Source organism: Streptomyces sp. NPDC096040 (assembly GCF_040303265.1).
Classification (GTDB): domain Bacteria; phylum Actinomycetota; class Actinomycetes; order Streptomycetales; family Streptomycetaceae; genus Streptomyces.
Genome location: NZ_JBEOTA010000001.1, coordinates 1 through 21420 on the forward strand (window position 1 = coordinate 1; position 21420 = coordinate 21420).

General features: G+C 69.5%; 19 protein-coding genes and 1 pseudogene. 10 read left to right on the top strand and 10 right to left on the bottom strand.

The window, feature by feature from the left end; all coding sequences use genetic code 11:
* Positions 1–120 precede the first annotated feature (120 nt).
* The 5 genes from ABTY98_RS00005 to ABTY98_RS00025 form a co-directional block, all read right to left on the bottom strand.
* A complete protein-coding gene (locus tag ABTY98_RS00005; protein WP_352218548.1) occupies positions 121–1158 on the bottom strand; it encodes an NAD(P)-dependent alcohol dehydrogenase in 1038 nt (345 codons plus the stop codon).
* A 23-nt stretch (positions 1159–1181) separates the two neighbouring features.
* Entirely contained in the window at positions 1182–2405 is a 1224-nt protein-coding gene (locus ABTY98_RS00010; RefSeq protein ID WP_352218549.1) for a cytochrome P450, read from the bottom strand.
* Between the two features lie 59 nt (positions 2406–2464).
* Positions 2465–3865: an NAD(P)/FAD-dependent oxidoreductase gene (locus tag ABTY98_RS00015; RefSeq protein WP_352218550.1), complete on the bottom strand. Its 1401-nt coding sequence runs from the start codon at positions 3863–3865 to the stop codon at positions 2465–2467.
* Positions 3862–4080, bottom strand: coding sequence for a ferredoxin (locus ABTY98_RS00020; RefSeq protein ID WP_352218551.1), 219 nt, complete (start codon positions 4078–4080; stop codon positions 3862–3864). Before ABTY98_RS00020 ends, ABTY98_RS00015 begins: the two co-directional genes overlap by 4 nt.
* Positions 4081–4396: 316 nt before the next feature.
* Positions 4397–4735: a hypothetical protein gene (locus tag ABTY98_RS00025; RefSeq protein WP_352218552.1), complete on the bottom strand. Its 339-nt coding sequence runs from the start codon at positions 4733–4735 to the stop codon at positions 4397–4399.
* Between ABTY98_RS00025 and ABTY98_RS00030 the strand changes: the two genes are divergently transcribed.
* A complete protein-coding gene (locus ABTY98_RS00030; RefSeq protein WP_352218553.1) occupies positions 4734–4937 on the top strand; it encodes a hypothetical protein in 204 nt (67 codons plus the stop codon). The two genes, ABTY98_RS00025 and ABTY98_RS00030, sit on opposite strands and share 2 nt — an antisense overlap.
* A gap of 338 nt (positions 4938–5275) precedes the next feature.
* Here the strand turns inward: ABTY98_RS00030 and ABTY98_RS00035 are convergent, their stop codons facing one another.
* Both ABTY98_RS00035 and ABTY98_RS42210 read right to left on the bottom strand, forming a co-directional pair.
* Positions 5276–7429, bottom strand: a complete 2154-nt coding sequence (locus ABTY98_RS00035; protein ID WP_352218554.1) for a SpoIIE family protein phosphatase — start codon at positions 7427–7429, stop codon at positions 5276–5278.
* A 464-nt stretch (positions 7430–7893) separates the two neighbouring features.
* Positions 7894–8121 (bottom strand): hypothetical protein, encoded by a 228-nt coding sequence (locus tag ABTY98_RS42210; RefSeq protein WP_502994096.1) that lies wholly within the window; start codon positions 8119–8121, stop codon positions 7894–7896.
* Between the two features lie 441 nt (positions 8122–8562).
* Between ABTY98_RS42210 and ABTY98_RS00045 the strand changes: the two genes are divergently transcribed.
* From ABTY98_RS00045 to ABTY98_RS00060, 3 genes are all read left to right on the top strand, one after another.
* Complete coding sequence (locus ABTY98_RS00045; protein WP_352218556.1) at positions 8563–11070, top strand: SpoIIE family protein phosphatase; 2508 nt, start codon at positions 8563–8565, stop codon at positions 11068–11070.
* 127 nt (positions 11071–11197) lie between these two features.
* Positions 11198–13576 carry an ATP-binding SpoIIE family protein phosphatase gene (locus ABTY98_RS00050; protein ID WP_502994097.1) on the top strand — a complete coding sequence of 793 codons (2379 nt, stop codon included), beginning with the start codon at positions 11198–11200 and terminating at the stop codon, positions 13574–13576.
* Between the two features lie 292 nt (positions 13577–13868).
* Positions 13869–14264, top strand: a complete 396-nt coding sequence (locus ABTY98_RS00060) for a TetR/AcrR family transcriptional regulator C-terminal domain-containing protein (RefSeq protein WP_502994098.1) — start codon at positions 13869–13871, stop codon at positions 14262–14264.
* Between the two features lie 3 nt (positions 14265–14267).
* Here ABTY98_RS00060 and ABTY98_RS00065 read toward each other — a convergent pair whose 3' ends face one another.
* The gene (locus ABTY98_RS00065; protein ID WP_352218558.1) at positions 14268–14390 is read right to left on the bottom strand and encodes a hypothetical protein; all 123 of its coding nucleotides are present in this window, start codon (positions 14388–14390) and stop codon (positions 14268–14270) included.
* Between the two features lie 101 nt (positions 14391–14491).
* Here ABTY98_RS00065 and ABTY98_RS42215 point away from each other — a divergent pair.
* Together ABTY98_RS42215 and ABTY98_RS00070 are read left to right on the top strand one after the other, a co-directional pair.
* A pseudogene (locus tag ABTY98_RS42215) lies at positions 14492–14656 on the top strand (hypothetical protein); the annotation flags it as partial.
* 49 nt (positions 14657–14705) lie between these two features.
* The gene (locus tag ABTY98_RS00070; protein ID WP_352218559.1) at positions 14706–15074 is read left to right on the top strand and encodes a hypothetical protein; all 369 of its coding nucleotides are present in this window, start codon (positions 14706–14708) and stop codon (positions 15072–15074) included.
* Between the two features lie 117 nt (positions 15075–15191).
* On the opposite strand, the gene ABTY98_RS00075 is transcribed toward ABTY98_RS00070, so the two are convergent.
* Complete coding sequence (locus ABTY98_RS00075; protein WP_352218560.1) at positions 15192–15830, bottom strand: TetR/AcrR family transcriptional regulator; 639 nt, start codon at positions 15828–15830, stop codon at positions 15192–15194.
* A 107-nt stretch (positions 15831–15937) separates the two neighbouring features.
* On the opposite strand from ABTY98_RS00075, the gene ABTY98_RS00080 reads away from it, so the two are divergent.
* The 3 genes from ABTY98_RS00080 to ABTY98_RS00090 all read left to right on the top strand — a co-directional run bounded on the left by ABTY98_RS00080 (position 15938) and on the right by ABTY98_RS00090 (position 19476).
* Positions 15938–18277 carry an MMPL family transporter gene (locus ABTY98_RS00080; protein ID WP_352218561.1) on the top strand — a complete coding sequence of 780 codons (2340 nt, stop codon included), beginning with the start codon at positions 15938–15940 and terminating at the stop codon, positions 18275–18277.
* 149 nt (positions 18278–18426) lie between these two features.
* Complete coding sequence (locus ABTY98_RS00085; RefSeq protein ID WP_352218562.1) at positions 18427–18618, top strand: hypothetical protein; 192 nt, start codon at positions 18427–18429, stop codon at positions 18616–18618.
* A gap of 48 nt (positions 18619–18666) precedes the next feature.
* Entirely contained in the window at positions 18667–19476 is an 810-nt protein-coding gene (locus ABTY98_RS00090; RefSeq protein ID WP_352218563.1) for an LmeA family phospholipid-binding protein, read from the top strand.
* Positions 19477–20039: 563 nt separating this feature from the next.
* Here the strand turns inward: ABTY98_RS00090 and ABTY98_RS00095 are convergent.
* Entirely contained in the window at positions 20040–20675 is a 636-nt protein-coding gene (locus ABTY98_RS00095; protein WP_352218564.1) for a TetR/AcrR family transcriptional regulator, read from the bottom strand.
* Positions 20676–20800: 125 nt separating this feature from the next.
* Here ABTY98_RS00095 and ABTY98_RS00100 point away from each other — a divergent pair, with 125 nt between their 5' ends.
* On the top strand, positions 20801–21400 hold the full coding sequence (locus ABTY98_RS00100; protein ID WP_352218565.1) for a flavin reductase family protein: 600 nt from the start codon (positions 20801–20803) through the stop codon (positions 21398–21400).
* Positions 21401–21420: the final 20 nt, after the last annotated feature.

A 21420-nucleotide genomic window follows, 5' to 3' on the forward strand; every position in this document is an offset into this window, starting at 1 on the left:
AGCACCATGGACACGGCGGTCATCGCGACCGCCGGCAGCACGGTCAGCAGCCGTTTGGTGTTGATCTCGGCGGCCGGGAGCAACGCACTGATCGTGCTCGTGGGCAACCTCTCTGGGTACTCACGCGTGGGGGGTGATGACGGCGCGTCCTTGGATCTTGCCGTCGTGCAGGAGCTGGTAGGCATCGCCGGCGCGTTCCAGGGGGAAGTACTCGACCAGCATCTTGATCTTCTGCTGCTGGGCAAGAGTGATCACTTCGATGAGTTCGGGGATGAAGCCCCAGTAGGGGGAAGCGACCGAGCATTCGTGCTGGGGGCTCGAGAAGTCGACGGGGAGAGCACCGCCGCCGAGACCGACGATGGTCAGGTGGCCAAGCACCCGGGCCACCTGAGCGGCCATCCGCAGAGTCGGGTCCACGCCGACCATGTCCAGCACGAGCTGAGCGCCCTGGCCCCGCGTCATGTCCTTGATGCGCGTCACCGCCTGGTCGCCCGAAAGCAGTGCCTCGTCAGCACCCAGGCGCTTGGCGGTCTCCAGCTTGCCGGCGTCGGTGTCCACGGCGACGACGGTGGTCGCCGCGCTGAGCGCTCGCAGAATCTGGACGGCCATCTGGCCCAGACCACCCGCCCCGATCACCACCGCGGTCGAGCCCGGCCCCAGCAGATGCAGCGACCGCTTGACGGCGTGATAGCTGGTCAGCCCCGCGTCGCTGAGCGGGGCCGCCTCTCGGGGATCGAGGCTGCCCAGCGGGATCAGGAATCGCGACGCTGGGACCAGCAGGTACTCGGCCATTCCGCCGTCGTGGCCGGCCAGGCCCCCGCCCAGACCGGCGGTCTTCTGGCAGTAGTTCTCCCGTCCCTCCCGGCAGTTGGCGCACAGTCCGCAGCCCCAGGGACCGTAGACGATCACCGGGTCTCCGGGCGCAAAGCCGGTGGCGCCCGGTCCCAACGTCTCCACCCACCCCGCATTCTCATGGCCGAGTGTGAAGGGCAGCCTCGTGTTGTCTCCAGGTGCGGGTGCCTGCATGATGTGCAGATCGGAGTGGCAGGCACCGGCGCCCGCGACCTTCACCAGGACCTGCCCCGCCCCGGGCTCGGGCACCGGCACCTCGCGCAGCTCGGGTGGTTGTTGCCACTCGACCAGTTGAAAAGCCCTCATGGCGATTCCTTTGCGCGAGCTGGTCAGTCGCGGATTCCGTCGATGTCGAGCAGGACGTGGCGTGGGCCGCGGAAGATCTGGTTACGGCGATACGGCGGCGGATCCTCGACGAGCCGCGGGTTCTGCACGCGGCGGAGGAACTCGCCGAGCGCGATCTGGACCTCGAGCCGCGCGAGCGGCGCGCCGAAGCAGTAGTGGATGCTCTGGCTGAAGCCGACGTGCTGGTTGTCGGGGCGTTCGATGTGTGGCTCGTCGGGGTTCTCGAATCGTTCGGGGTCGCGGTTCGCCGAGCCGTAGGCGATGAAGATGGGCGCGCCCTTCGGAATGGTGGTGCCGGCGATGTCGATGTCCTCGAGCGCTGCCCGGGTGTGCCAGATCTGGACTGACGACTCCAGGCGCAGGAACTCCTCGATCCCGGGCACGAGCAGCTCCGGCTGGTGGCGCAGCTGCTCGTAGACGTGGGGGTGGCGCAGCATGGTGAGAACGCCGTGGGCGATCAGGTTGACCGAGGTCTCGTGCCCGGCGAAGAGCAGCAGCAGGGCATCGCTGATGATCACGTCCTGGGACAAGCGCCCCTCGGGGCCGTCGTCGTTGACCATCGCCGAGTACATGCCCGGGCCGGGCTGCTCGGTGTACTGGTGAAGCAGGTCGGCCAGGAACTGCCGGAGCTCCTTAGCCGCACCGGGGGCGCCCTGCGCCCGGCGCTGCTGTTCCGGGTCGTTCGCCTCCGGGCCGAAATCGATCCCGTCCAGGGCGGTCTCGATCCAGTCGTGGAAACGCGGTATGGCCTCCAGCGGCACGCCCAGGACCTTGCAGATCATGGTCGCGGGCAGCGGGAAGGCGAGCTCGTCGACGAGGTCGATCCGGGCCTTGCCCTTCATCTGGTCCAGCAGCTCGGCGGTGAGGCGGCGGATCTCGGGCTCGAAGTCAGCGATCATGTGGGGGCACTCGGGCGGGCCGAAGTGCCGCATCATCCGGCGGCGATCCACATCGTGCTGGGGCGGGTCCACGTTGATGATCGATCCCTCGAAGGGGTTGAAGAGCTGATCCTGCTCGGGGCGTTTCCTCGGATCCGAGGTGACGCGCAGGTCGTGCAGCAACTGGACGACCTCCCGATAGGTGCTGACGACGTACGAGCCGTCCGGCTGGCGCGCCACCGGGGTCTTGCGCAGCTCTTCGTAGAAGGGGTACGGGTTGGCGCGGTTGGCGTAGCGGAGCGACTGCTGCCAGGGCGTTTCCTCGGCCATGATGGTGTTCTTCTTCCTGGGTGCGCGGTCCGGTGGGTCGCTTCGTCGCAACGGGTGCTTCAGCGTCGGGGCCGGAACACGGCACTGCGCTCGCTCGGATCGTGGCCGGTCAGGACGACTTCGGGTATCGCCGTCGGGACGCCCAGCTCCGGGAACTGGGCGGGTATCGGCTTGGTGTCGTCGGGCCGGTCCCAGCCCGGTGGCGGGGGCGGGAACGGACCCGATTCCTCGATCAGCCGCCCGTAGTACTCCAGCCACTTGCCGTGATTGAAGGTGACGGCGCCGACGATGCGACCTCGGCGGCCGTAGGCGGCGGCGAAGCGGCGCTCCTCGACCGATCCTTGCGTGAAGACGATCTCGTCGCCGAAGGACGGCACGCCGACGGACTTGATATTGACGCCGAACTGGCCGGACCAGAAGCCGGGCAGCAACAGGTGCGGGCGGTAGTGGGGCTCGAGGTTCACCATATTGTGCGCCGTGACTTGGGCACCGAGGACGGCGTTGTCCCAGTGCTCCATCGCGAGGAACTGATACTCGTACAGCACGTGGGGTGAGCGCGCCACGTCCCCCGCCGCATAGACGCTGTCGGTCACCACGCCGTTGATGTCGAAGGCCCGACCGCCGGCGTCGCAGCCGACGCCCCAGAAACCGGCCGCCAGCCCGGAGCCCTCCAGCCACTCCACATTGCGGATCGACCCCAGCGAGGCCACCACCACGTCGGCTTCAACGGTGGTCCCGTCGGAGAACCGAGCACGCCGCACGTGCCCGTCGGCGTCGCCCTCCAGCGACGACACGCCCACCCCGCAGCGCAGGTCCACGCCATGGTCGCGCTGCATCTGCGCCGCGATCTCGCCGATCACCCCGCCGAGCGCGCCGACCAGCGGCGCCGAGCCCCGCTCGGCGACGGTCACCGGGAGATCGAGTTCCCGGCAGACAGAGGCCATCTCCGAGCCGATGAACCCGGCACCGATCATCAGGACCCGTGACGGCCGCGCGGCCAGCGCCTGTTGCAGTCGCGCAGCATCATCACACGAGCGCAGCGTGTACACGCCCTCCAGGGCGGCTTCGGCCGGGTTGGGCCACTGGCGCGCGCGGGTGCCCGTGGCGATCAGCACCCGGTCGTACGGGACCTGCTCGCCGTCGGCCAGACGTACCTGCTTGGTTGCCCGGTCCAGCCCGGTGGCTGCCACCCCCAGCCGCCACTGCGCATCCACTTCTCGCAAGCGGGGCAGCTTGGTGTGGTCGGCCGGCACCCACCCTTTGAGTACCTGCTTGGACAGTGCAGGACGGTCGTAGGGCTCATGTGGCTCGTCCCCGATGATGGTCAGAGGCCCGCTGAAGCCTCCCTCACGCAAGGCTTCAGCGGCCCGCAGTCCCGCCAGGGAGGCGCCGACGATGACGATCCGGCCGTTGGTCCTGAAGTCGCGCACCATATCCGCGACTATTGCGGGCACGGTCATGGCGTCACGCTCCGCTCCGCGCCTTCCAGCCGGTCGATCACGATCGCTTGCACCGGGCAGGCCGCAGCGGCCCGCTGAACCTGCAGGCGCTGCTCGTCATCCGGATTCGGCTCGTAGGTGAGCGTCTCGTCACCACTCAGTCTGAAGACCTCGTGGGCCAGAAACACGCACTGTGCGTATCCCTGGCAGCGATTCAGGTCCACGACGATCCGCATGGGCAGACTCCTTCCGTCCTGTCTCCGGCCCCACAGCGACCATCGACGCGGTCATTCGTCTCCGCCGCAGTCATCAGGCCCGTCAGGCCCTTTCGGTCAGGTAACCCGGCTGCACAGCGGACCCCTTGCCTCACCCGAGCCACCCGGCTGAGCGCCCGCGTGGCCGATCGTGTTCGCCCCGGCGGTTCTTTCGCAGGACGCTTACAGCCGGTGGGCGTCACGGCCCGAGGGCCGCGGTCAACATCCGATGGCCTCGGCATCAAGATCAAGGTGCGCCTAGACAAACCCACATAAGGAGCATTATTCGCCCTATATTTCATGGTCGCAAACCCGCAGCCACGGAAAATACGCGCCGTGCCGAATACTCCAGCCCACAACGGGCGGCGTTCGCGGTGCCGGTGCAGTGACCATGGCGCAGGCCGTCGGAAACGGCGGCCCGCATGCCACCGGCGGGCTCTCCGACAGCGGCAGCGCCTCGCCAACTCACTCTGGCAGCACCCTTCTTGGTCTGCCGACGTTCATCCTCTCCGCGCGCGTGAACAAGCTGGCCGCGTTGTCTCTCGATCACCAGATCCTGGCCGAGTTGAGCAAGATCCTCGGCTGCACCGTCCTGGTCGGGGTGCGCGTCGAGGACGCCTTCGTCTACACCGACCATGCGGCTGCTCGCCAACGTCCCGGACGAGGGGATGTACCGGCTCCTGGAGCCGGCCAGTGCGGAGCAGGCGGAAGAGGTCCGGCAATTCTTCGCCGAGTTCCCGGAGATCCGCTCCTGCCGACTCGCCTTCAACCGCGGAGTCACGTTCGCGGACGCGTTCGCCGTGGCCACGCCTCTGTTGGCATCCGACGCAGTCCGATAGCGGCGATCAGTGCAGCAGCCGACCCCGCAGAAGGGGATCGTCTCGACGATGTCGGCGAAGAGTTCAAGAAGGCAGTCGCCGTTCTCGGCCCCGACCACGGGCTCAACCGCGCCTGATCCCCTGCAAAGGCACGGGTCCGGCTGTCGCCCTCCGGCGATGTCCGCCTGCCCGTCCGCTGTCCGCCCTGCCGATCGGCACTCGGCGCTCCACGCCGTGCGAGTACGCGTCGGGGGCGCGTGGTGGAGACAGGCTCCCGGCTCTCGCCGCTGGTGCTTCAGGGAGCACCGGCGCGCGACACAGCGGCCCTTCTGGCCGTCGCGGCAGAGCCGGCGCACGCCTCAATAGACCTTCAGCAGCAGGAGGGCTGTGTCGTCGGCACGGTCGCCTGATGGCTGGGCGTGGGCAAGGAGTGTGTCGACGATGTCGTCCAGCGGCCCGGTGGCTTTGGAGAGGACGGCCGCGAGGTCGGTGAGGGCGGTTTCGGGATCGGTGCCGGGGGTTTCGATGAGTCCGTCGGTGTAGAGGAGCAGAAGTGTCCCGGGAGACAGAGGGATGTCGGCGGTGGGGTACTCCGCGGCGGGGTCGACGCCGAGCAGAGGGCCTGGCGGTGCCGCCAGGATGTCGGTGTGCAGGTCGGGTTGGCGCAGCAGGGGCGGGCAGTGACCGGCAGTGGCCAGTTGGGCGCTGTGGCGGACGGGATCGATGTGCGCGTACAGGCAGCTGGCGAGCCGGCCGGGGTCGAGTTCGTTGAACAAGTGGTTGGTACGGGCGAGGACTTCGCCTGAGGTGGCGCTGGCGACGGCGTAGGCGTGGACCGCGGTGCGCAACTCGCCCATCAGGCCGGCGGCGCCGACACCGTGGCCCTGCACGTCCGCGATGACGGCGGCGGCCTCGGTGTCCGACAGGCGGATGAGGTCGTAGAAGTCGCCGCCCACCTCCATGCCGTGGCTGGCGGGCAGATATCGGGCGGCCACGTCCAGACCGTGCATCGTCGGCAGCGTACGGGGCAGCAGGCCGGCCTGGAGGCCTTCCGCCAGCTGGTGTTTGGCGTCGTACTGCCGGGCGCGGTCCAGCGCCTGGGAGATCAGGGCACCGATGGCGGTGAGGGTGGCACGCTCCTGCAACGAGAAGGAGCGGGGCTGCCGGTAGCCGACCACGCAGACCCCGAAGTACTGTCCGGAGGCCATCAGGGGCAGCCATGCCCATGCGCTCACACCGGCGTCGATGGAGGCACTCTCGGGATACGCCGCACGCAGCTCGTCCGGGTCGGCGAAGAAGGACGGCACCCCCTCGGTCAGCCCCCAGGCCGGTGCGCCGGTGGTCAGCCCGGGGAGCGGGAGGTCGGAAGTGAGGGGGGCGTGGTCGAGGAGCTCGACCAGCTCCGGGCTGACGCCGTGATGGCCGACGACCCGCACCCGGCCGGCCTCCGCGACCAGCAACGCGAAGCCGTGCGCGCGCAGGGCGACCAGAAGGTGACCGGCCACCTGCTCCACGACCTCGTCGACGGACGCCGCCGCGGCCAGGCCGCCGGAGAGCTGCATGATGTGGTAGTGGGCGTCCAGGTCGGCGGGGCCGGGCGCCGCACCGGTACCGAGGGCCAGTTCGTCCCGGCTGTGGGCAGCGCCGACAGGAGCGGAGATGCGCAGGCTCACACCGGTGCGGTCCGGGTAGAGCTGAAGGAGCAGTTCTCTGCCGGTACGGGGCTGCTTCACCGTGTAGGAGGTCGGGAGCTGGCTCGCGAGGGCAACCTGGTACCGCAGTCGGTACGGCGCGGGAGCCAGCCACGGTACGGCTTTCCACACGCGTGCACCCAGCAGGTGCGGGATGCTCACGCCCAGCAGGTGGGCCGCAGTGCGGTCGGCGAAGGTGATCCGTCCCCGCACGTCGAGCCGGCACGCCCCTTCGGGAAGAGCGGCTATGAAGTCCGCCGCGGCCTGAGGGTGAGCCGGTGACGAGGGATGCGCGGGCGTCGGCGGCAGCAGACGCGCCGTGAGCCCGGGCTGCACGCAGTGCCCGGCCTCGGCGGCGTCCCGCAGGAGCACGGCAATGCAGCGGGCCGCGGTGGTGAACCGGCCCCGTGCGCGCGCGTCCGGGGCCGGCGACTTCGGAGAGAACACCAGCAGCATGGCGCCCCACACGCGGGAGCCTGCCACGATCGGAGTCGCCGCGACGGCGCCCAGGAAGGGAAAGGTCAGGGCCAGGCGGGGATATCGGCCGGCGAATTCTTCGCCGGAACCGACCCACACCAGATGCCGCTCGAGTATCGCTTCGGCAAGCGGGCTCTCGGTTATGGCAGCCACCCGTATACGTCGCAGCAGGCTGACGAACCCCGTGGGCATCCCGAGGCTCGCGTCCAGGACCAGGACTTCGCCGCCGGGCTCGAGCAGGAAGAACGCTCCCGCGTGCGCACCCGTAGCGGCCACCGTCCGGGCCACTATCTGATCCAGCAGCTCCTGGACGGCGGCGGCTTGCAGGTCCTCGCCATTGACCATCTGCCGCACTCGCTTCGCGGAGGCGTGCGCTTCTCTGCACGGTACGCCTCTCTGCATGATAGGCGGGGCCACGCAGGCCCGCTGCGAAGCCGCCGACGATCGGCCAGATGCCCGCCTCGGCGTGGGCGACGCTCAGATGGGGCCATGACGCGCCACTGCTGCCTGCCCACCGTGCCGGAGAGCAGGCCGGTGGGCCAGCCGGCGGCGTGGCAGTCCTGGCTCGACGGAGTCCTGAAGAGCAAGGCCGGCCTGAAAGCAGGACGACGAAGCAAAGACCCAGCCCGCGACCCACGGGCCGCAACGAGCGAAGCACGGCCGCTCGGCCGCGTGTCCCAGACCCTCCGCCCCCACCGGCAGAACGCCATGCTCCGCGGCCCCCGCCACCTGCCCGTCCAGCGCATCCGCCATCCCCGCCATCCCATGCAGCTTCGGACTCCGCCCCGCGCCGCGCCGCTGCTGTCTCCTCACGCCGCAGGGGGAAGGGAACGCCGGGCGACATCGCGGGCCTCATCGGGGGAGAGGCCGAGCATGTGCAGGAGCATCTCGGCCATTGCGCCTGCGGCTCGATCGCTGTCGACCTCGGGCTTGTTCGACCACAGCTCCAAGAGCGCCAGCAGGCTGCCGTTCAGCGCGGTCAGGGCGATGACCGGGTCGGCGACGGAGAAGCGGCCCGAGGCGATGCCCTGCTCCACGTCGCGCTTCTTGCGCGCGGAGCCAGTCCGCGGCCGGCGCATATGCGGCCGAGCTCGCTGTGGCACAGGATCCGCATGATCTCGGGGTGCGACTCGGCTACGCGTGCGCCTGAGCCGCACCCCCCCAGCGACGCGAATCGCCCTGATCAATCGATCAACATTGGCGAACTTGACTTTTTCTTCCCCTTTGGTGATACTTTCATCACGCTTGACGGAATAGTCCGAATATGCCGGGCGCTGCATAGGGCGCACGGGGTGGCTGACCTCACAAAGAGCACCCCTTGAGCCCTGGTTCGTCACCGGCGCCTGCCACCACGGCTACCGCCAGACACCGATCGTGTCGGCCGTCGTGGGTCCTGGCTGGATCTGCCGTCCTGCGGACCGGCGCACCGCACAAGGCCAACACTCCGGCGCCTACGCCACCGGAAGGGATGAACCGCTATGAATACCGAAGAAACGGCACTCGCTGAGCCGGTGAACCAAAGCGAGACACCCGACGCGGCGATAGCCATGATCGATGCGGAAGGGACGGTGGTCGGGTGGACGCAGGCCGCTCAGCAGCTTGTCGGGTACTCGGCCGCGGAGGTGGTGGGCCGCTCCGCCGCACACGTGCTGCCGCCCTCCGAGGACGCCCTGAGGGCTAGTGCAGTCGCCGAGCAGTGCCGTGCCGAGGGTGGCTGGTCCGGCACCGTGAAGGTGCGCCACCGCGACGGACACACGCTCACCATGACGCTGCGGGTCTCGTTGCTGTGGGGGCAGGACGCCGACACCCGGTGGCTGGTGTCCGTGACCGACATCGGCACACTGTCCTCGGGGGCGGTCAACGGACCGGTGCGGGAGTCGCTCCTCGCCCACGCACCGATCGGCATCGCCGTTTGTGACCCGCAGCTGCGCTGTGTCTGGGCGAACGACGCCACGGAGCGGTACGACGGCGTGCCTCGTCATCAACGGTTCGGACGCCGTCTGAAGGACTCGCTGCCCGCGGTCGAGGCCGAAGCGCTCGAGGTGGTGATGCTGCAAGTGCTGGAGAGCGGCAGCACCATGGTGCACGAGTTCCGGGCGTGGCCACCGGCGGACAGGCCTCGTGAACATGCGTTCTCGTCCTCGTTCTTCTGCCTCCAGGGCGCGGACGGCACCCCGCTGGGCGTGTGCTGCATGACCGTGGATGTCACCGGCAACCGGCGGGCGCGTGAGCGTCTTGCCATCCTCAGCGAAGCCAGCACGCGCATCGGCAGCACCCTCGACGTCATGCGGACCGGGCAGGAACTGGCCGACCTCACCGTGCCCCTGCTGGCCGACCACGCCCTCGTCGACCTGGCGGAGTCGGTTCCGTTCGGCGTGGAACCCTCGGCACAGACCGGCACGGCAGGCGGCCGCACCCCGCTGCTGCGCCGGGCGGGTCTGGCCTCCGTCGACCTGGGCGTCCTGGAGTTGCCGTGGGTGCGCGAGGAGGTGATCCACCTCGTCCCGACCTCGCCGTTCGCCACCGCACTGCGGACGGGCAGGTCCTACCTGGAACCCGTGCTGAACACCCATGCCGGCCCCTGGGTCGAGAACGATCCGGTGCGGGCGCAGAAGGTCCGTGACAGCGGCATCCACTCGTTGATGGTCGTGCCCATCCGTGCGCGGCGCAGCGTGCTGGGACTGGCGGTGTTCGGCCGCTCCGAGGAGCCGACGCCGTTCCAGGAGGACGACCTGCTCCTCGCCGAGGAGCTCGTCACCCGGGCCGCGCTCAGCCTGGACAACGCCCTGCGGTACGCGCGCGAACGCACCGCCGCCCTCACGCTCCAACGCGACCTGCTGCCCCACCGTGTGCGAGGCGGCGCCGCCGTCGAGGTGGCCTCGCGCTACGTGCCGGCCGACATGGACCACGGCGTGGGGGGTGACTGGTTCGACGTGATCGAGCTGTCCGGCGCCCGGGTGGGCCTTGTCGTCGGCGATGTGGTCGGACACGGCATCAACGCCGCGGTGACCATGGGCAGGCTGCGCACCGCCGTGCGCACGCTCGCGGACCTTGACCTGCCCCCAGACGGACTGCTGGCGCACCTCGACAACACCGTCCGGCGGATGAACGACGAAGACGCCGACGGTTCCGACGAGGATGCCACGGCGGTGAGCGCCACCTGTCTGTACGCCGTCTATGACCCGATCACCCGGCAGTGCACGATGGCGCGGGCCGGGCACCCCCCGCCCGCGATCATCGACCCGCAGGGCCAGGTCACCTTCCCCGACCTGCCCGCCGGCGCCCCACTCGGCCTCGGCCTCGGTCTGTCCGCCTTCGAGTCCGTGGAAGTGGAACTCCCCGAGGGAAGTGTGCTCGCGTTCTACACCGACGGCCTGGTCGAGTCCCGCGACGACGACATCGACGTCGGCCTGCACCGCCTGGACGCCGCCCTTTCACTATCAGAATCAGATCGGTCCCTGGAAGACCTGTGCTCGGAAGTCATGGAGACCGTGCCGGCCCAGGCACACTCCGACGACGTCACCTTGCTCCTTGCGCGAACCCGCGCACTCCAACCGGCCCGGGTCGCGTCCTGGGATCTGCACAACGAGCCGGCCGCCGTGCACACCGCTCGGCACCTGGCCGCGCGTCAGCTCAGCGAATGGGGGGTGGGACATCTCATGACCACCGTGGAACTGATCGTCAGTGAACTCGTCACCAACGCCATCCGCCACGGCCGCGGGCCGATCCGCCTACGGCTCATCCAGCACCAGGTTTTGACCTGCGAAGTCTCCGACACCAGCACCAGCCACCCACGCCCGCGGCATCCGCGCACCCTCGACGAGAACGGCCGCGGCCTCTTCCTCATCGCTCAGCTGTCCCGCAGGTGGGGCTCCCGCTGCGCAGGAGACGGCAAGATCGTCTGGGCCGAACAGGACCTGCCCTCCGCAGTCGTTGCTCAGGGAGGCCCGAGCGCCGGCAGTCCACTGCAGCACGCAGGGCACTGAGCGCAACCAGAGGTGAGCCGGTCGGGACCGGACGCCCGTCCCCCGTCACCCCGCCCTTCTACAAGGAAGTGGGCAAATCAGCATGAACGATCTTGATCACGCAGACTCGGCACGTGATCCACAAGCAATGATGCGCGTGTCCAGTTCTCGTCCCAACAGGTTGCACGCCTGCGATGGCGTGGCAGCCGCCGTGGTCGACCATCGAGGCGCGGTGCTCCGGTGGACCGGGGCGGCGAAGGACCTGACGGGGTTCGCGGCCGAGGATGTCTGCGGCCGTCCCGTGCAGGACCTGGTGGCCGACCCCACGGACGAACTGCACAGGTCCACGGAGATGCCGGCATCCGGCCGGGTACGGCTGCGGCATCGGTCCGGCGACACCATCGATGTCGCCTTCCGGACCTCTGCGGTGGAAGGCTCCACGGAGTTCCTTGTCCTGGCGGCACCCGCACACCACGTCTCCGACCACCAGCAGGGCACAGCACTCCTGCGCGCACTGTCCTCACAGGACGGGATCACGATCGCTCTGCACGACACGGATCTCGCCACTGTGCAGACGAACGCCGTGCTGGGCACCCTCGACGGCCATCAAGTACGGCCCGGCACTCGGCTGTGCGACGTGCTGCGTGCCGAAGACGCCGAGAACCTCGAGGCAATACTGCGCCAGGTGCTCGAGACGGGCGTCCCGCTGATCCGCAGGAACCAAGAAGTGAGCTGGCGGCACGATCCGGCGCGGCAGCAGGCGCTGTCGCTGTCCGCCTTCCGGCTGGAGGACGCGCGAGGACGCCCCACGGGGGTCGTGGCCCTGTACATCGACAACACCGACCATATGCGCGCTCGCCGTCATCTGGACCTCGCCGGCAAGGTGGCCGAGAAGGTGGGAGGATCCCTGGATGTCCTGCGCACCGCGCAGGATCTGGCGGACGTACTCGTGCCCGCCTTCGGGGATCTCGTCGCAGTCGACCTCTCGCAGTGCGTGTTCGACGGGGACGAACCCCCGAAGCAGCTGGGCGATGGAGGTGTCTGTCTGTGCCACGCGGCCCATGCGCCGGCCACGGCGGTCTGGCCGGCCGGCATCCGGCACGGCGACCCCGTCCCCTACGTGGTGGACCACCCCATCAACTTGCAGACCGGCGAGGCAGTCACCCATGACCGTGCCGACGTCGTTGCCCTGATCGGCGACCCGCAGCTGGTCGACTATCTCGTCCCGGAGGATGCCCATTCGGTGATGGTGGCACCGCTGTACGCCCGCGGCCTCACGCTCGGCGCCATATCGGTCTGGCGTACCGGCCGACCCGACCCGTTCACCGAGGACGAGGCGGATCTCCTCACCCAGATCGCCTGGACGGGCGCGCTCGCCATCGACAACGCCCGCCGTTACACGCGCGAGCACCGGGCGGCAGTGGCGCTGCAGCAGAGCCTTCTTCCTCCGGCCACGACCGACACTCCGGCAGCCGAGACCGCCGCCGTCTACCTGCCCGCAGGCGGCGGAGCGGACATCCGCGGCGACTGGTACGACGCCATCGCTCTGCCCTCTCTTCGCCTGGCCCTTGTCTCCGGAGACGTGGTCGGCCACGGCATGCCCGCGACCGCCACCATGGGCCGCCTGCGCACCGCCATCCAGACCCTCGCCGACCTCGAACTCGAACCGGACGAAATGCTCACCCGGATCGCGGACCAGGTCCAGCGCCTCATGGCCGAGGCCCCACCCGACCACCACGACGTCGTCGGCGCCACATGCCTGTACGCGGTCTACGACCCCGTCACCCGGCGCTGCGCCATCGCCAGTGCCGGGCACCCGCCACCCGTCCTGGTCCGGCCCGACGGGACCGCAGAGACCGTCGGGATCGCACCGGGGCCACCACTCTCCATCAGCGACATGCCCTACGAGACCACCACGATCGACATCGAGCCGGGCAGCGTCCTCGCACTCTGCACCGACGGCGTGGTCGAACGGCGCGACCACGACATCGACCAAGGACTCCGGTACCTGACGGATGCGCTCGCCGCGTCCTGCCGTCCGGATCGCGCTCTGGACGAAACCGGCCGGGCTGTCCTCGCCGACCTGGCAGAGCAGGCGCCGCGCGACGACGCGACCCTGCTGCTGGCCCGCACCCGCACCGTCCCGGCGGAGGACACCGCACACTGGCAGATCCCACCCGATCCGGCCGCCGTCTCCGAGGCCCGAGGATGGGCAACCCGCCAACTCACCATGTGGGGCCTGGACGACCTCCTCTTCACCACCGAACTCATCGTCAGCGAACTGGTGACGAACGCCATGCGCTACGGTCGTGCGCCGGTGGAGCTGCGGCTGATTCGCCACGACGTTCTGGTCTGCGAGGTCACCGACGCCAGCAGCACCCAGCCCCGCCTCCGACGTGCCCGCACTACCGACGAGGGAGGACGCGGCCTGTTCCTCGTCGCCCAACTCGGCGCGCGATGGGGCTGCCGCCATGGCCAGAACGACAAGACGATCTGGTCCGAACAGCTCATCGAGTGTCCCCCCTGACCGGTGGCCTTCTCGTCGCGGGTGTGTCATGCCGTAGCCGACGACGAGGTGGGCGCATCAGAAGCCCCGACCGCCCCACTTGGACCCCCACCGCGTACGCGGCGAAGATCACTGTGCTCATGAGGGTCGAGAAGCCCAGGCGGTGCTGGCAGAGCACGTACAGCGGGGTCGGCAGGGTGGTGCCCAGCATCGTCACGGCGAAGGCCAGGGCCACCAGCCAGAACGCCGTACCGCGTGGTACGGCCGGCCGGCGCGGACGCTTGCCGACCGGTGTCCGCCCGGGTGCCGCACGGTGGCGCAGGCCATGTTCGACGCCCTGGGCCGGCACGGGAACGTGGCGCCTCTGCTCGTCGAGCGGATCCCCGTCGGCCCGAACGCGATGGCCGTACGGGAGCGCTGCGTCGCCGTCCTGCTCGCAGACGGATTCCCGCCGCGGGTGGCGGCCGACGCGTACGCCATGCTGTCCCGCTGCATGCTCGGCTTCGCAATACAGCTCCGAGGGCATCACGGCGCGGAGCGGCCCGGCGACGACGCCCGGGCGTCCGCCGTCTTCCGGGCCGCGGACCCGTCGCTGTATCCCGCCACCGCGGCGGTGGCCGACTGGCTTCCGGTGCCGCTGGAGGACGAGTTCCCCTTCGGCCTGGAACTCGTCCTCGAGGGGCTCGGTCGGCTGCGCGACGGCGACTGACGGTCAGCGCGGCGTGTCGCCGTCGAAACCGTGGTGGCCGAGGCCGGCGACGGTGAGGTTGGTCCGCATGGCGTCACGGCTCGCCGTTTCGGAACCGCTCCAGGTCTCGGACGAGCACCAGGTCATGCGACGGCGGTCTCGGCAACGAATCGCCGGCCATCAACCGTATCGACGTACAGGACGAGCCCGATCCCCGGTACGTGGGACGACGTGGCGTCAGCGATCCCGTGGGACGACGTGGCGTCAGCGATCCCGCGGTCGGCGACCGTGTGGTCCTGTTGTGGACCAGCCCACGGGCCAAGAAGTGGTTCGAGGCGCGGCCCGATGCCCCGGGCGAGGTGCTCCTGGGGAGGCAGCTGCGCTGCCTCCAGCGTGTCGTCGAGGACTACTTCGACGAGATCGCCTCCGCGGCTCCATTTCCGCGGCCGCGGCCACCGACGGATGACGCAGACCGGAGGCGCTACCCGCGGTCCCCGCCACCAGACCTACGAGGGCGACGAACCGGGCTTCACCGTCACCGCCGGCAGTACAACCCTGCGCATACCGCGCTCCGAAGTCCTCGCCCTCGACGAGGCCCGCAGCAGCGACGGCGCGTACCGTGAGCGGCGCGACCGCTTCCGCGGCCTGCTCCTCTACCGCCTCCTGCAGGAACTCGTCGCCGTCACCCCACGCCCCGCGGCGAGGACACCATCCGTCGCGACCTGGAACGCAACCGTGGGGTCGAGCGCCTCAGCGCCTCATCGAACGCGTCTGGCCGTGGACCAGGCGGCAGGGAAGCGCTCCGGAGCGTCACTCCAGACAATCGGCTGACCGACTCTCCACGAAACCCGGGGCCTGACAGTGTGCGCGAGAAGCTCATGCACTTCATCTGACGGGCGGGAGCCGGAAACGGGGCCTCATGGGCCACCGCGCCAGTCCCCGACCTACTCAGTCACCGACTGCGGTGCCTGGTTCCGAGAGCATGGCGAAAGCCTTGTCGGTGAAGTCCGACAGGTCGATGCCGCTGCGTACGGTCTCGGGCAGCCGGGTGTAGACGAGTTGGACGGCGCGCAGAACTCCCACTCCGGCGCGGGCGAGGACAGTCGCTCGCAGCTGGCTTTCCAGGGTCGCCGGGTCCGCGCCCTGTGCGGCCGTGCGGTCCAGGAAGGCGTCCGCGAAGGCCTGTTCCGCTTCGAACAGGAGGTGGCGCTCGCCCCGGCCGGCGGGGATGCTCGGGAGCTGCTGGCGCCCGGTCAGGAAGACGGCCAACGCCATCTCGTCATGGCGGCCCAGATCCTGGAGTGCGTTGCGCAGGGCCATCAGGGGCGGCTCCTGTGCCGGGCGCGCCCTGATCTCGTCGGCCAGGACCGGGGTGAGCTCCAGCATGCGCTGGTGGATGAGGCTGTCCTTGGAGGGGAAGTAGCGGAAGAAGGTGCGCTCGCCCACCCCCGCGGCAGCGGCGATGTCGCGCACCGTCGTCGCCTCGTAGCCCTTCTCCTGGAACAACCGCGAGGCCGCCTCGATCAGCGCGTCATGGGTGCGCCGCTTGTTCTGTTCCCTGCGTCCTGGTTCTGCTGAGGTTTCCACGCCCGCAGTATCTCAACCCGAGGAACGATTTCGGCAGTCCTGCCACTTTGCTAAAGTGGCAGGACTGCCAGTTCTTTGGACTCCCCTCAAGGATCAAGGGAACCCCTATGCCCACGTTCCTCCACGGCCTCGGCCGCTTCGCCTTTCGCCATCGACGATCCATACTGGCGGCCTGGCTGGCTGTGGTCGCGGCGGCGCTGTCCTGCATGATCGTCTTCGGCGGCTCCGACAAGCTCGACAACAGCTTCACCATCCCGGGTTCCGAGTCCCAGCAGGCCCTGGACCGGATGAAGACCGACTTCCCGTCCTACTCCGGCACCAGCGCGCAAGTCGTGTTCACCGCGCCCAAGGGCCACAAGGTGACCGATTCCGCCGACCACGCAGCGATCGAGTCGGCCGTGGACGCCGCCCGGTCCGCCCCGCAGGTCATCAAGGTCATCAGCCCCTTCCAGTCCCGCACGGTGTCAGCCGACGGCAGCACCGCCGTGGCCCAGGTCCTGTACAAGGTCGCGCAGAGCGACCTGGATTCGGACGCGCTGGACAAGCTTGAGTCCAGCGCCGCCCACGCCGTCGCCGACCGGCACGGGATGCAGACCCACGTCGGCGGGTCCGCATTCGGCAACGCGCCGTCGCAGGACCACACGAGCGACATCATCGGCGTCGGTATCGCGCTGATCATCCTCACCCTGGCCTTCACCTCCCTGCTCACCGCCGGGATCCCGATCGCCACCGCGCTCCTCGGCGTCGCCACGACGACCTTCGGCATGCTCTCGCTCACCGGGGTCTTCTCGATCTCCTCGACCGCGCAGAGCCTGGCGCTGATGATCGGCCTCGCGGTCGGCATCGACTACGCCCTGTTCATCGTCAGCAGGCACCGTCACCAACTCGCGCACGACATGGATCCCGAGGAGTCCGCCGCCCTGGCGGTGGGCACGGCGGGCAGCGCGGTGGTGTTCGCGGGAGTGACCGTGATCATCGCGATGGTCGGTCTGACCGTGGTGGGCATCCCCTACCTGAGCACCATGGGCCTGTGCGCCGCCGGAGCGGTATTGGTCGCCGTGCTGATCGCGACCACCTTGCTGCCCGCGATCCTGGGCTTCGCGGGCACGCGGCTGATCCCCAAGCCTGGCTCGCGCGCGGCGCGCCGCGAACATGCCGTCGGAGGCACCGTCGAGCCTGCCGAGGCGGGCGCCGCCGAGCACGCCGCCAAGCATTCCAAGCACTCCAAGCCGAGTGCCGCCGAGGGCAAGGCCGTCAACATGGCTGAGCGCTGGTTCCGTCTGGTCACCCGCCAACCGCTGCTGACCCTGGTGGCCGTGGTCGCGGCCCTCGGCGCGCTCGCCTGGCCCGCCCACGACATGCGCCTCGCACTGCCCGACAACGGCACCGCGGCCTCGACGGCCCCGCAGCGCATCGCGTACGACCAGATCAGCGACAAGCTCGGCCCCGGCCTCAACGGCCCCTTGCTCGTACTGGCCGACACCAAGAACAGCAGCGACCCCGCCACGGCCGTCAAGAAGATCGCCTATTCCATCGACAACCTGTCTGACGTGGCCGCGGTCGGCAAGCCCATGACCAACAAGGCCACGCAGACCGCGCTCATCCAGGTCATCCCGAAAAGCGCGCCCAGTGCCAAGACCACCGAGACCCTCGTCAACGACATCCGCGACAACCGGGCGAAACTCGAAAGCGAGACCGGTGCCACCTACCAGGTCTCCGGCAGCACCGCCGTGGGCATCGACGTCGCGTCGAAACTGAACGCGGCACTGCTTCCGTTCGGCGCCGTCGTGATCGGCCTGTCGCTGCTCCTGCTGCTTCTGGTGTTCCGCTCGCTGGTCGTTCCGTTCAAGGCCGCCATCGGCTTCGTGTTCTCCATGGCCGCGACGCTCGGCACGGTCGTAACCGTCTTCCAGCAGGGCCACCTCCTCAGCATGGTCGGCCTGGACGCCACCGGCCCGGTCAGCAGCTTCCTGCCGATCATCCTGCTGGCCGTGCTGTTCGGCCTCGCGATGGACTACGAGGTCTTCCTGGTCTCCCGGATGCGCGAAAACTACGTCCACGCCAGGAACCCGCTCGGGGCGGTCCTCAGCGGCGGACGGTACAGCGGCCGGGTCGTCACCGCCGCCGCCCTGATCATGATCTCGGTCTTCGCCGCCTTCATCAGCTCCGACAGCACGATGCTCAAGCAGATCGCGTTCGCGCTCGCCGCCGGCGTCCTGCTCGACGCGTTCTTCATCCGGATGACCTTCGTCCCGGCCGTCCTCGCGCTCACCCGGCACACCGCCTGGTGGATACCGAAGTGGCTGGACCGTCGGCTGCCCAACCTCGACATCGAGGGCGAACGGCTCCAGCACGCGCACGACACGCGGCACCCCGCCCCCGGCCCCCAGCCGGAAAGCCATGACGAGACCCCGGCCACCCCCGCCGGCAACTCGGCAGGTATCTGACGGGCGTCACCGGCCATGGCTGCGCGTGGCTTCCGCGCGGCATGGCCGACGTCCATGGGCGGGGCCACCGCCACTGGAGAGACCAGCCCGACCGACACGGTCACTCAGATCCTCCCCCCGTGGTCAGCGGCAGGGCGCCATCCGCAACCTTGCCACCCGCCCCGCTCGACAGGGCCCTGGAGGCGCACACCCTGGCACTGCCGGCGAGGGTCAACGCCAGGATCCGGACCGACGGCGGCACGAGCACCGCGACCGCAGGACTGCTCACGGCGGGGGCGGACAGCGACCTCGCCGCCGCGCGGGTTCACCACCTCCGCGGCACCCCGGGCACCCCACAGTGATTCGCGTTTCCCCCGGGCAGCCACAGCCCTCGACGAAGGAGAACGAGCGTGTACCGACCCAAGTCCGACCAGGACCCGAAGGCCCGGCCCGGCCATACCAACGGACTCGTGCGCGGGCCCCGGGACGGTGACGGCACGGGTCGGCCCCGTATGTCCTGGGCACGTCGGCGCCCCGTCAAGATCGCCGCCGCTTTCCTGATCGCGCTGCCCCTCGTCGCCGTCGGGATCGACCGAGGTGTCGCATGGCACATGGAGTCCAAAATCGCCGACGGCTTCAAGAGCGGCATGGACACCCCGAAGGAACCGTCGGTCACCATCTCCGGCTTCCCGGTGGTGACACAGGCGATCAACGGCACTCTGGACCACGTACACATTGCCGCGCACGGGATACCCGCCGACGGCTCGCGTCCCGTGCCCATCACCGAACTCGACGTCAACCTCGATGATGTGAAGTCCTCCGGCGACAAGTCCGAGGCCCAGGCAGACACGGCCGACGCGACCGCGCTCCTGTCCTACAGTGACCTGTCCGACGCCCTGGGGGTGCAGATCAGCCAGGGCACCGGAGCGGGCCGGATCAACGTGTCGGTGGGACTGCCCATGGGCATCCAGGTCTCCCTCAGCATGCGCGTCGCGGCCACGGCGAACAACAGCATCGCCTTCTCGGACTTCCGCGGCAGCCAAGGCGCACTCCCCACCCCCGTGGAGAACCTGCTGAACCAGAAATTCGAGGAGCCGCTCCCGTTGAAGAACATCCCCGAAGGCCTGCACCTGCAGACGATCAGCACCACGGACAAGGGAATCGTCGCCCACCTCTCCGGCCACACGGTCACCTTCAAGCCCGGCTCGTCCGCAGCCTGACCTCCACGGCGACGGAGCCCTCGGAACGCGCGGACGCTCCGAGGGCCGGCCGACGCACCCGTGCGGGGCAGGGAGCCGCGTCGATACCGGACGCAATCGAGCATCGGGTTGGCGTCCAGCTCAGTCACCGCAGGAGAGGCGTTCCTGGGCAGTCCTCGGAGTCATCGTTGATGAGCTGGTCCATGCGCCGGCAGCCCGTCGGCGACTTGACTCGCTGTGGCTTCGGCACCGAGAGGACGTGGCCGAGTCCGGCTTCCTCGATCATGCGGCGGACATGCCAGCCCGGCCGTAGAGGGCGTCAGCGGATGTCATCGCTCCGGTGTCAGCGCCACACACGGCACTTCGTCACAGCGCACGGCGCCCGGCGCCCGGCGCATCCTTCGGCCTGGCCCACCGTGTCGACCCTGGCGATCCGCCAGATCCGCCAGATCCGCGAGCCGTGGCCACTCACACAAGGCTCGCCACGAACCTGGTCCTCGCCGGGTGCGGAACCGCTGATCCACCGCGGACCTCATCCTCGCCCGGACTGGGGACCGCCGATGAACGCCGGTGCGCGAGCCCCATCAGTCGAGGTCCGGCAGCGGCCGCCGGGCGACCTTACCCGCTTCGTCGAAGGGAACGCCCAGCATGCGCAGGGCCATCTCCGCCATGTTCTCGGCCGCCTTGTCGCCGTCGATGTCGGGCCTGGCGAATCGCAGCTCCAGCAGCGCCATCAGGCTGCCGCCCAGCGCGGACAGCGCGACGGCGACGTCGGGGAGGGCGAAGCGGCCCGAGGCCGCGCCGCGCTCCAGGTCACGGAGGGCACGCGGGGCCAGGCCACGGTCGGAGTGCAGTTGTCCGAGTCCCCGGTGACGCAGGATCTCCATGATCTCGGGGTGGGACTCGGCCATCTTGATACTGAGCCGCAGGCCCGTGGCGACGAGTTCGGCGGGGTCGTCGATCCCGTGCAGGAGTTGGTCGACGGCCTCGCCGTACTCGTCGAGGGCGTCGGTCACCGCCGCGTCGAACAGCTCCGTCTTGGACTCGAAGTGGTTGTAGAAGGAGCCGAAGCCGACGTCGGCGCGCTCCGCGATCGCCTGGATGCTCACGCCGGCGTCCCCGGACTCGGCCAGGATCTGCCGGGCCGCCCGGACGAGTGCCTGCCGGGTGGCGGCGCGGCGTCGTTCGAATCGGTTGCTGGGCGGGGCTGATGTCGACATGCCTTGATCCTAGCAATATCCGCAGTTCTGATAGATGAATCAAATAACCGGGGCCAAACCCTTGACGCGGATCAGATCAAAGATGACGATCTCCTCAAACAGCAGTGTCGCTGATTGGGGACGCCATGCCACAAGCCGACGCCACCGGACCGGACCCCAGGGACGCCGACGGGACCGCGGCCGACGGGACCGCGGTGAGCGAGAGCCGCTTCAGGGATCTCATGGCCGCGGTCTGCGCACCGGTCACCGTCGTCACCACCACCGACGACGGCGTGCCGCACGGGGCGACCGTCACTGCCTTCGCCTCGCTGTCCCTGCGTCCGCCGCTGGTCAGCGTCGCCCTTGACGAGTCGTCAACCCTGCTGGCGAAGATCCGGCGGACCGGCCGGTTCGGGGTGAACGTCCTGAGCCGGTCCCAGGAGGACCTGGCGCTGGTCTTCGCCCGCCGGGGCGCCGACCGTTTCGCCACCGCCCCCTGGTGCCTCGACCAGGGGCTGCCCTGGCTCGTCGGCTCGGCGGGCTGGCTCGTCTGCGACGTGGCACAGACCGTGCGCGGCGGCGACCACCTCCTGCTCTTCGGCCTGATCACCCACGCCCACCGCACCGACGAACCACCCCTCATCTACGGCAACCGCACCTTCGGGACGCACTCCGCCCTGGCCGTACCAGCCCCCGCACAGGCCCGATGGTCGCTCAGCGAGTCCATCGCCGCCTGCGCCCGCTGACCACCCACCACCCACCACCC

Coding starts and splice junctions, on each gene's coding strand:
- ABTY98_RS00005 (WP_352218548.1), bottom strand. CDS start 1,158: ATGAGGGCTTTTCAACTGGTCGAGTGGCAACAACCACCCGAGCTGCGC.
- ABTY98_RS00010 (WP_352218549.1), bottom strand. CDS start 2,405: ATGGCCGAGGAAACGCCCTGGCAGCAGTCGCTCCGCTACGCCAACCGC.
- ABTY98_RS00015 (WP_352218550.1), bottom strand. CDS start 3,865: ATGACCGTGCCCGCAATAGTCGCGGATATGGTGCGCGACTTCAGGACC.
- ABTY98_RS00020 (WP_352218551.1), bottom strand. CDS start 4,080: ATGCGGATCGTCGTGGACCTGAATCGCTGCCAGGGATACGCACAGTGC.
- ABTY98_RS00030 (WP_352218553.1), top strand. CDS start 4,734: ATGCGGCTGCTCGCCAACGTCCCGGACGAGGGGATGTACCGGCTCCTG.
- ABTY98_RS00025 (WP_352218552.1), bottom strand. CDS start 4,735: ATGGTCGGTGTAGACGAAGGCGTCCTCGACGCGCACCCCGACCAGGAC.
- ABTY98_RS00035 (WP_352218554.1), bottom strand. CDS start 7,429: ATGGTCAATGGCGAGGACCTGCAAGCCGCCGCCGTCCAGGAGCTGCTG.
- ABTY98_RS00045 (WP_352218556.1), top strand. CDS start 8,563: ATGAATACCGAAGAAACGGCACTCGCTGAGCCGGTGAACCAAAGCGAG.
- ABTY98_RS00050 (WP_502994097.1), top strand. CDS start 11,198: ATGATGCGCGTGTCCAGTTCTCGTCCCAACAGGTTGCACGCCTGCGAT.
- ABTY98_RS00065 (WP_352218558.1), bottom strand. CDS start 14,390: ATGACCTGGTGCTCGTCCGAGACCTGGAGCGGTTCCGAAACGGCGAGC.
- ABTY98_RS00070 (WP_352218559.1), top strand. CDS start 14,706: ATGACGCAGACCGGAGGCGCTACCCGCGGTCCCCGCCACCAGACCTAC.
- ABTY98_RS00080 (WP_352218561.1), top strand. CDS start 15,938: ATGCCCACGTTCCTCCACGGCCTCGGCCGCTTCGCCTTTCGCCATCGA.
- ABTY98_RS00095 (WP_352218564.1), bottom strand. CDS start 20,675: ATGTCGACATCAGCCCCGCCCAGCAACCGATTCGAACGACGCCGCGCC.
- ABTY98_RS00100 (WP_352218565.1), top strand. CDS start 20,801: ATGCCACAAGCCGACGCCACCGGACCGGACCCCAGGGACGCCGACGGG.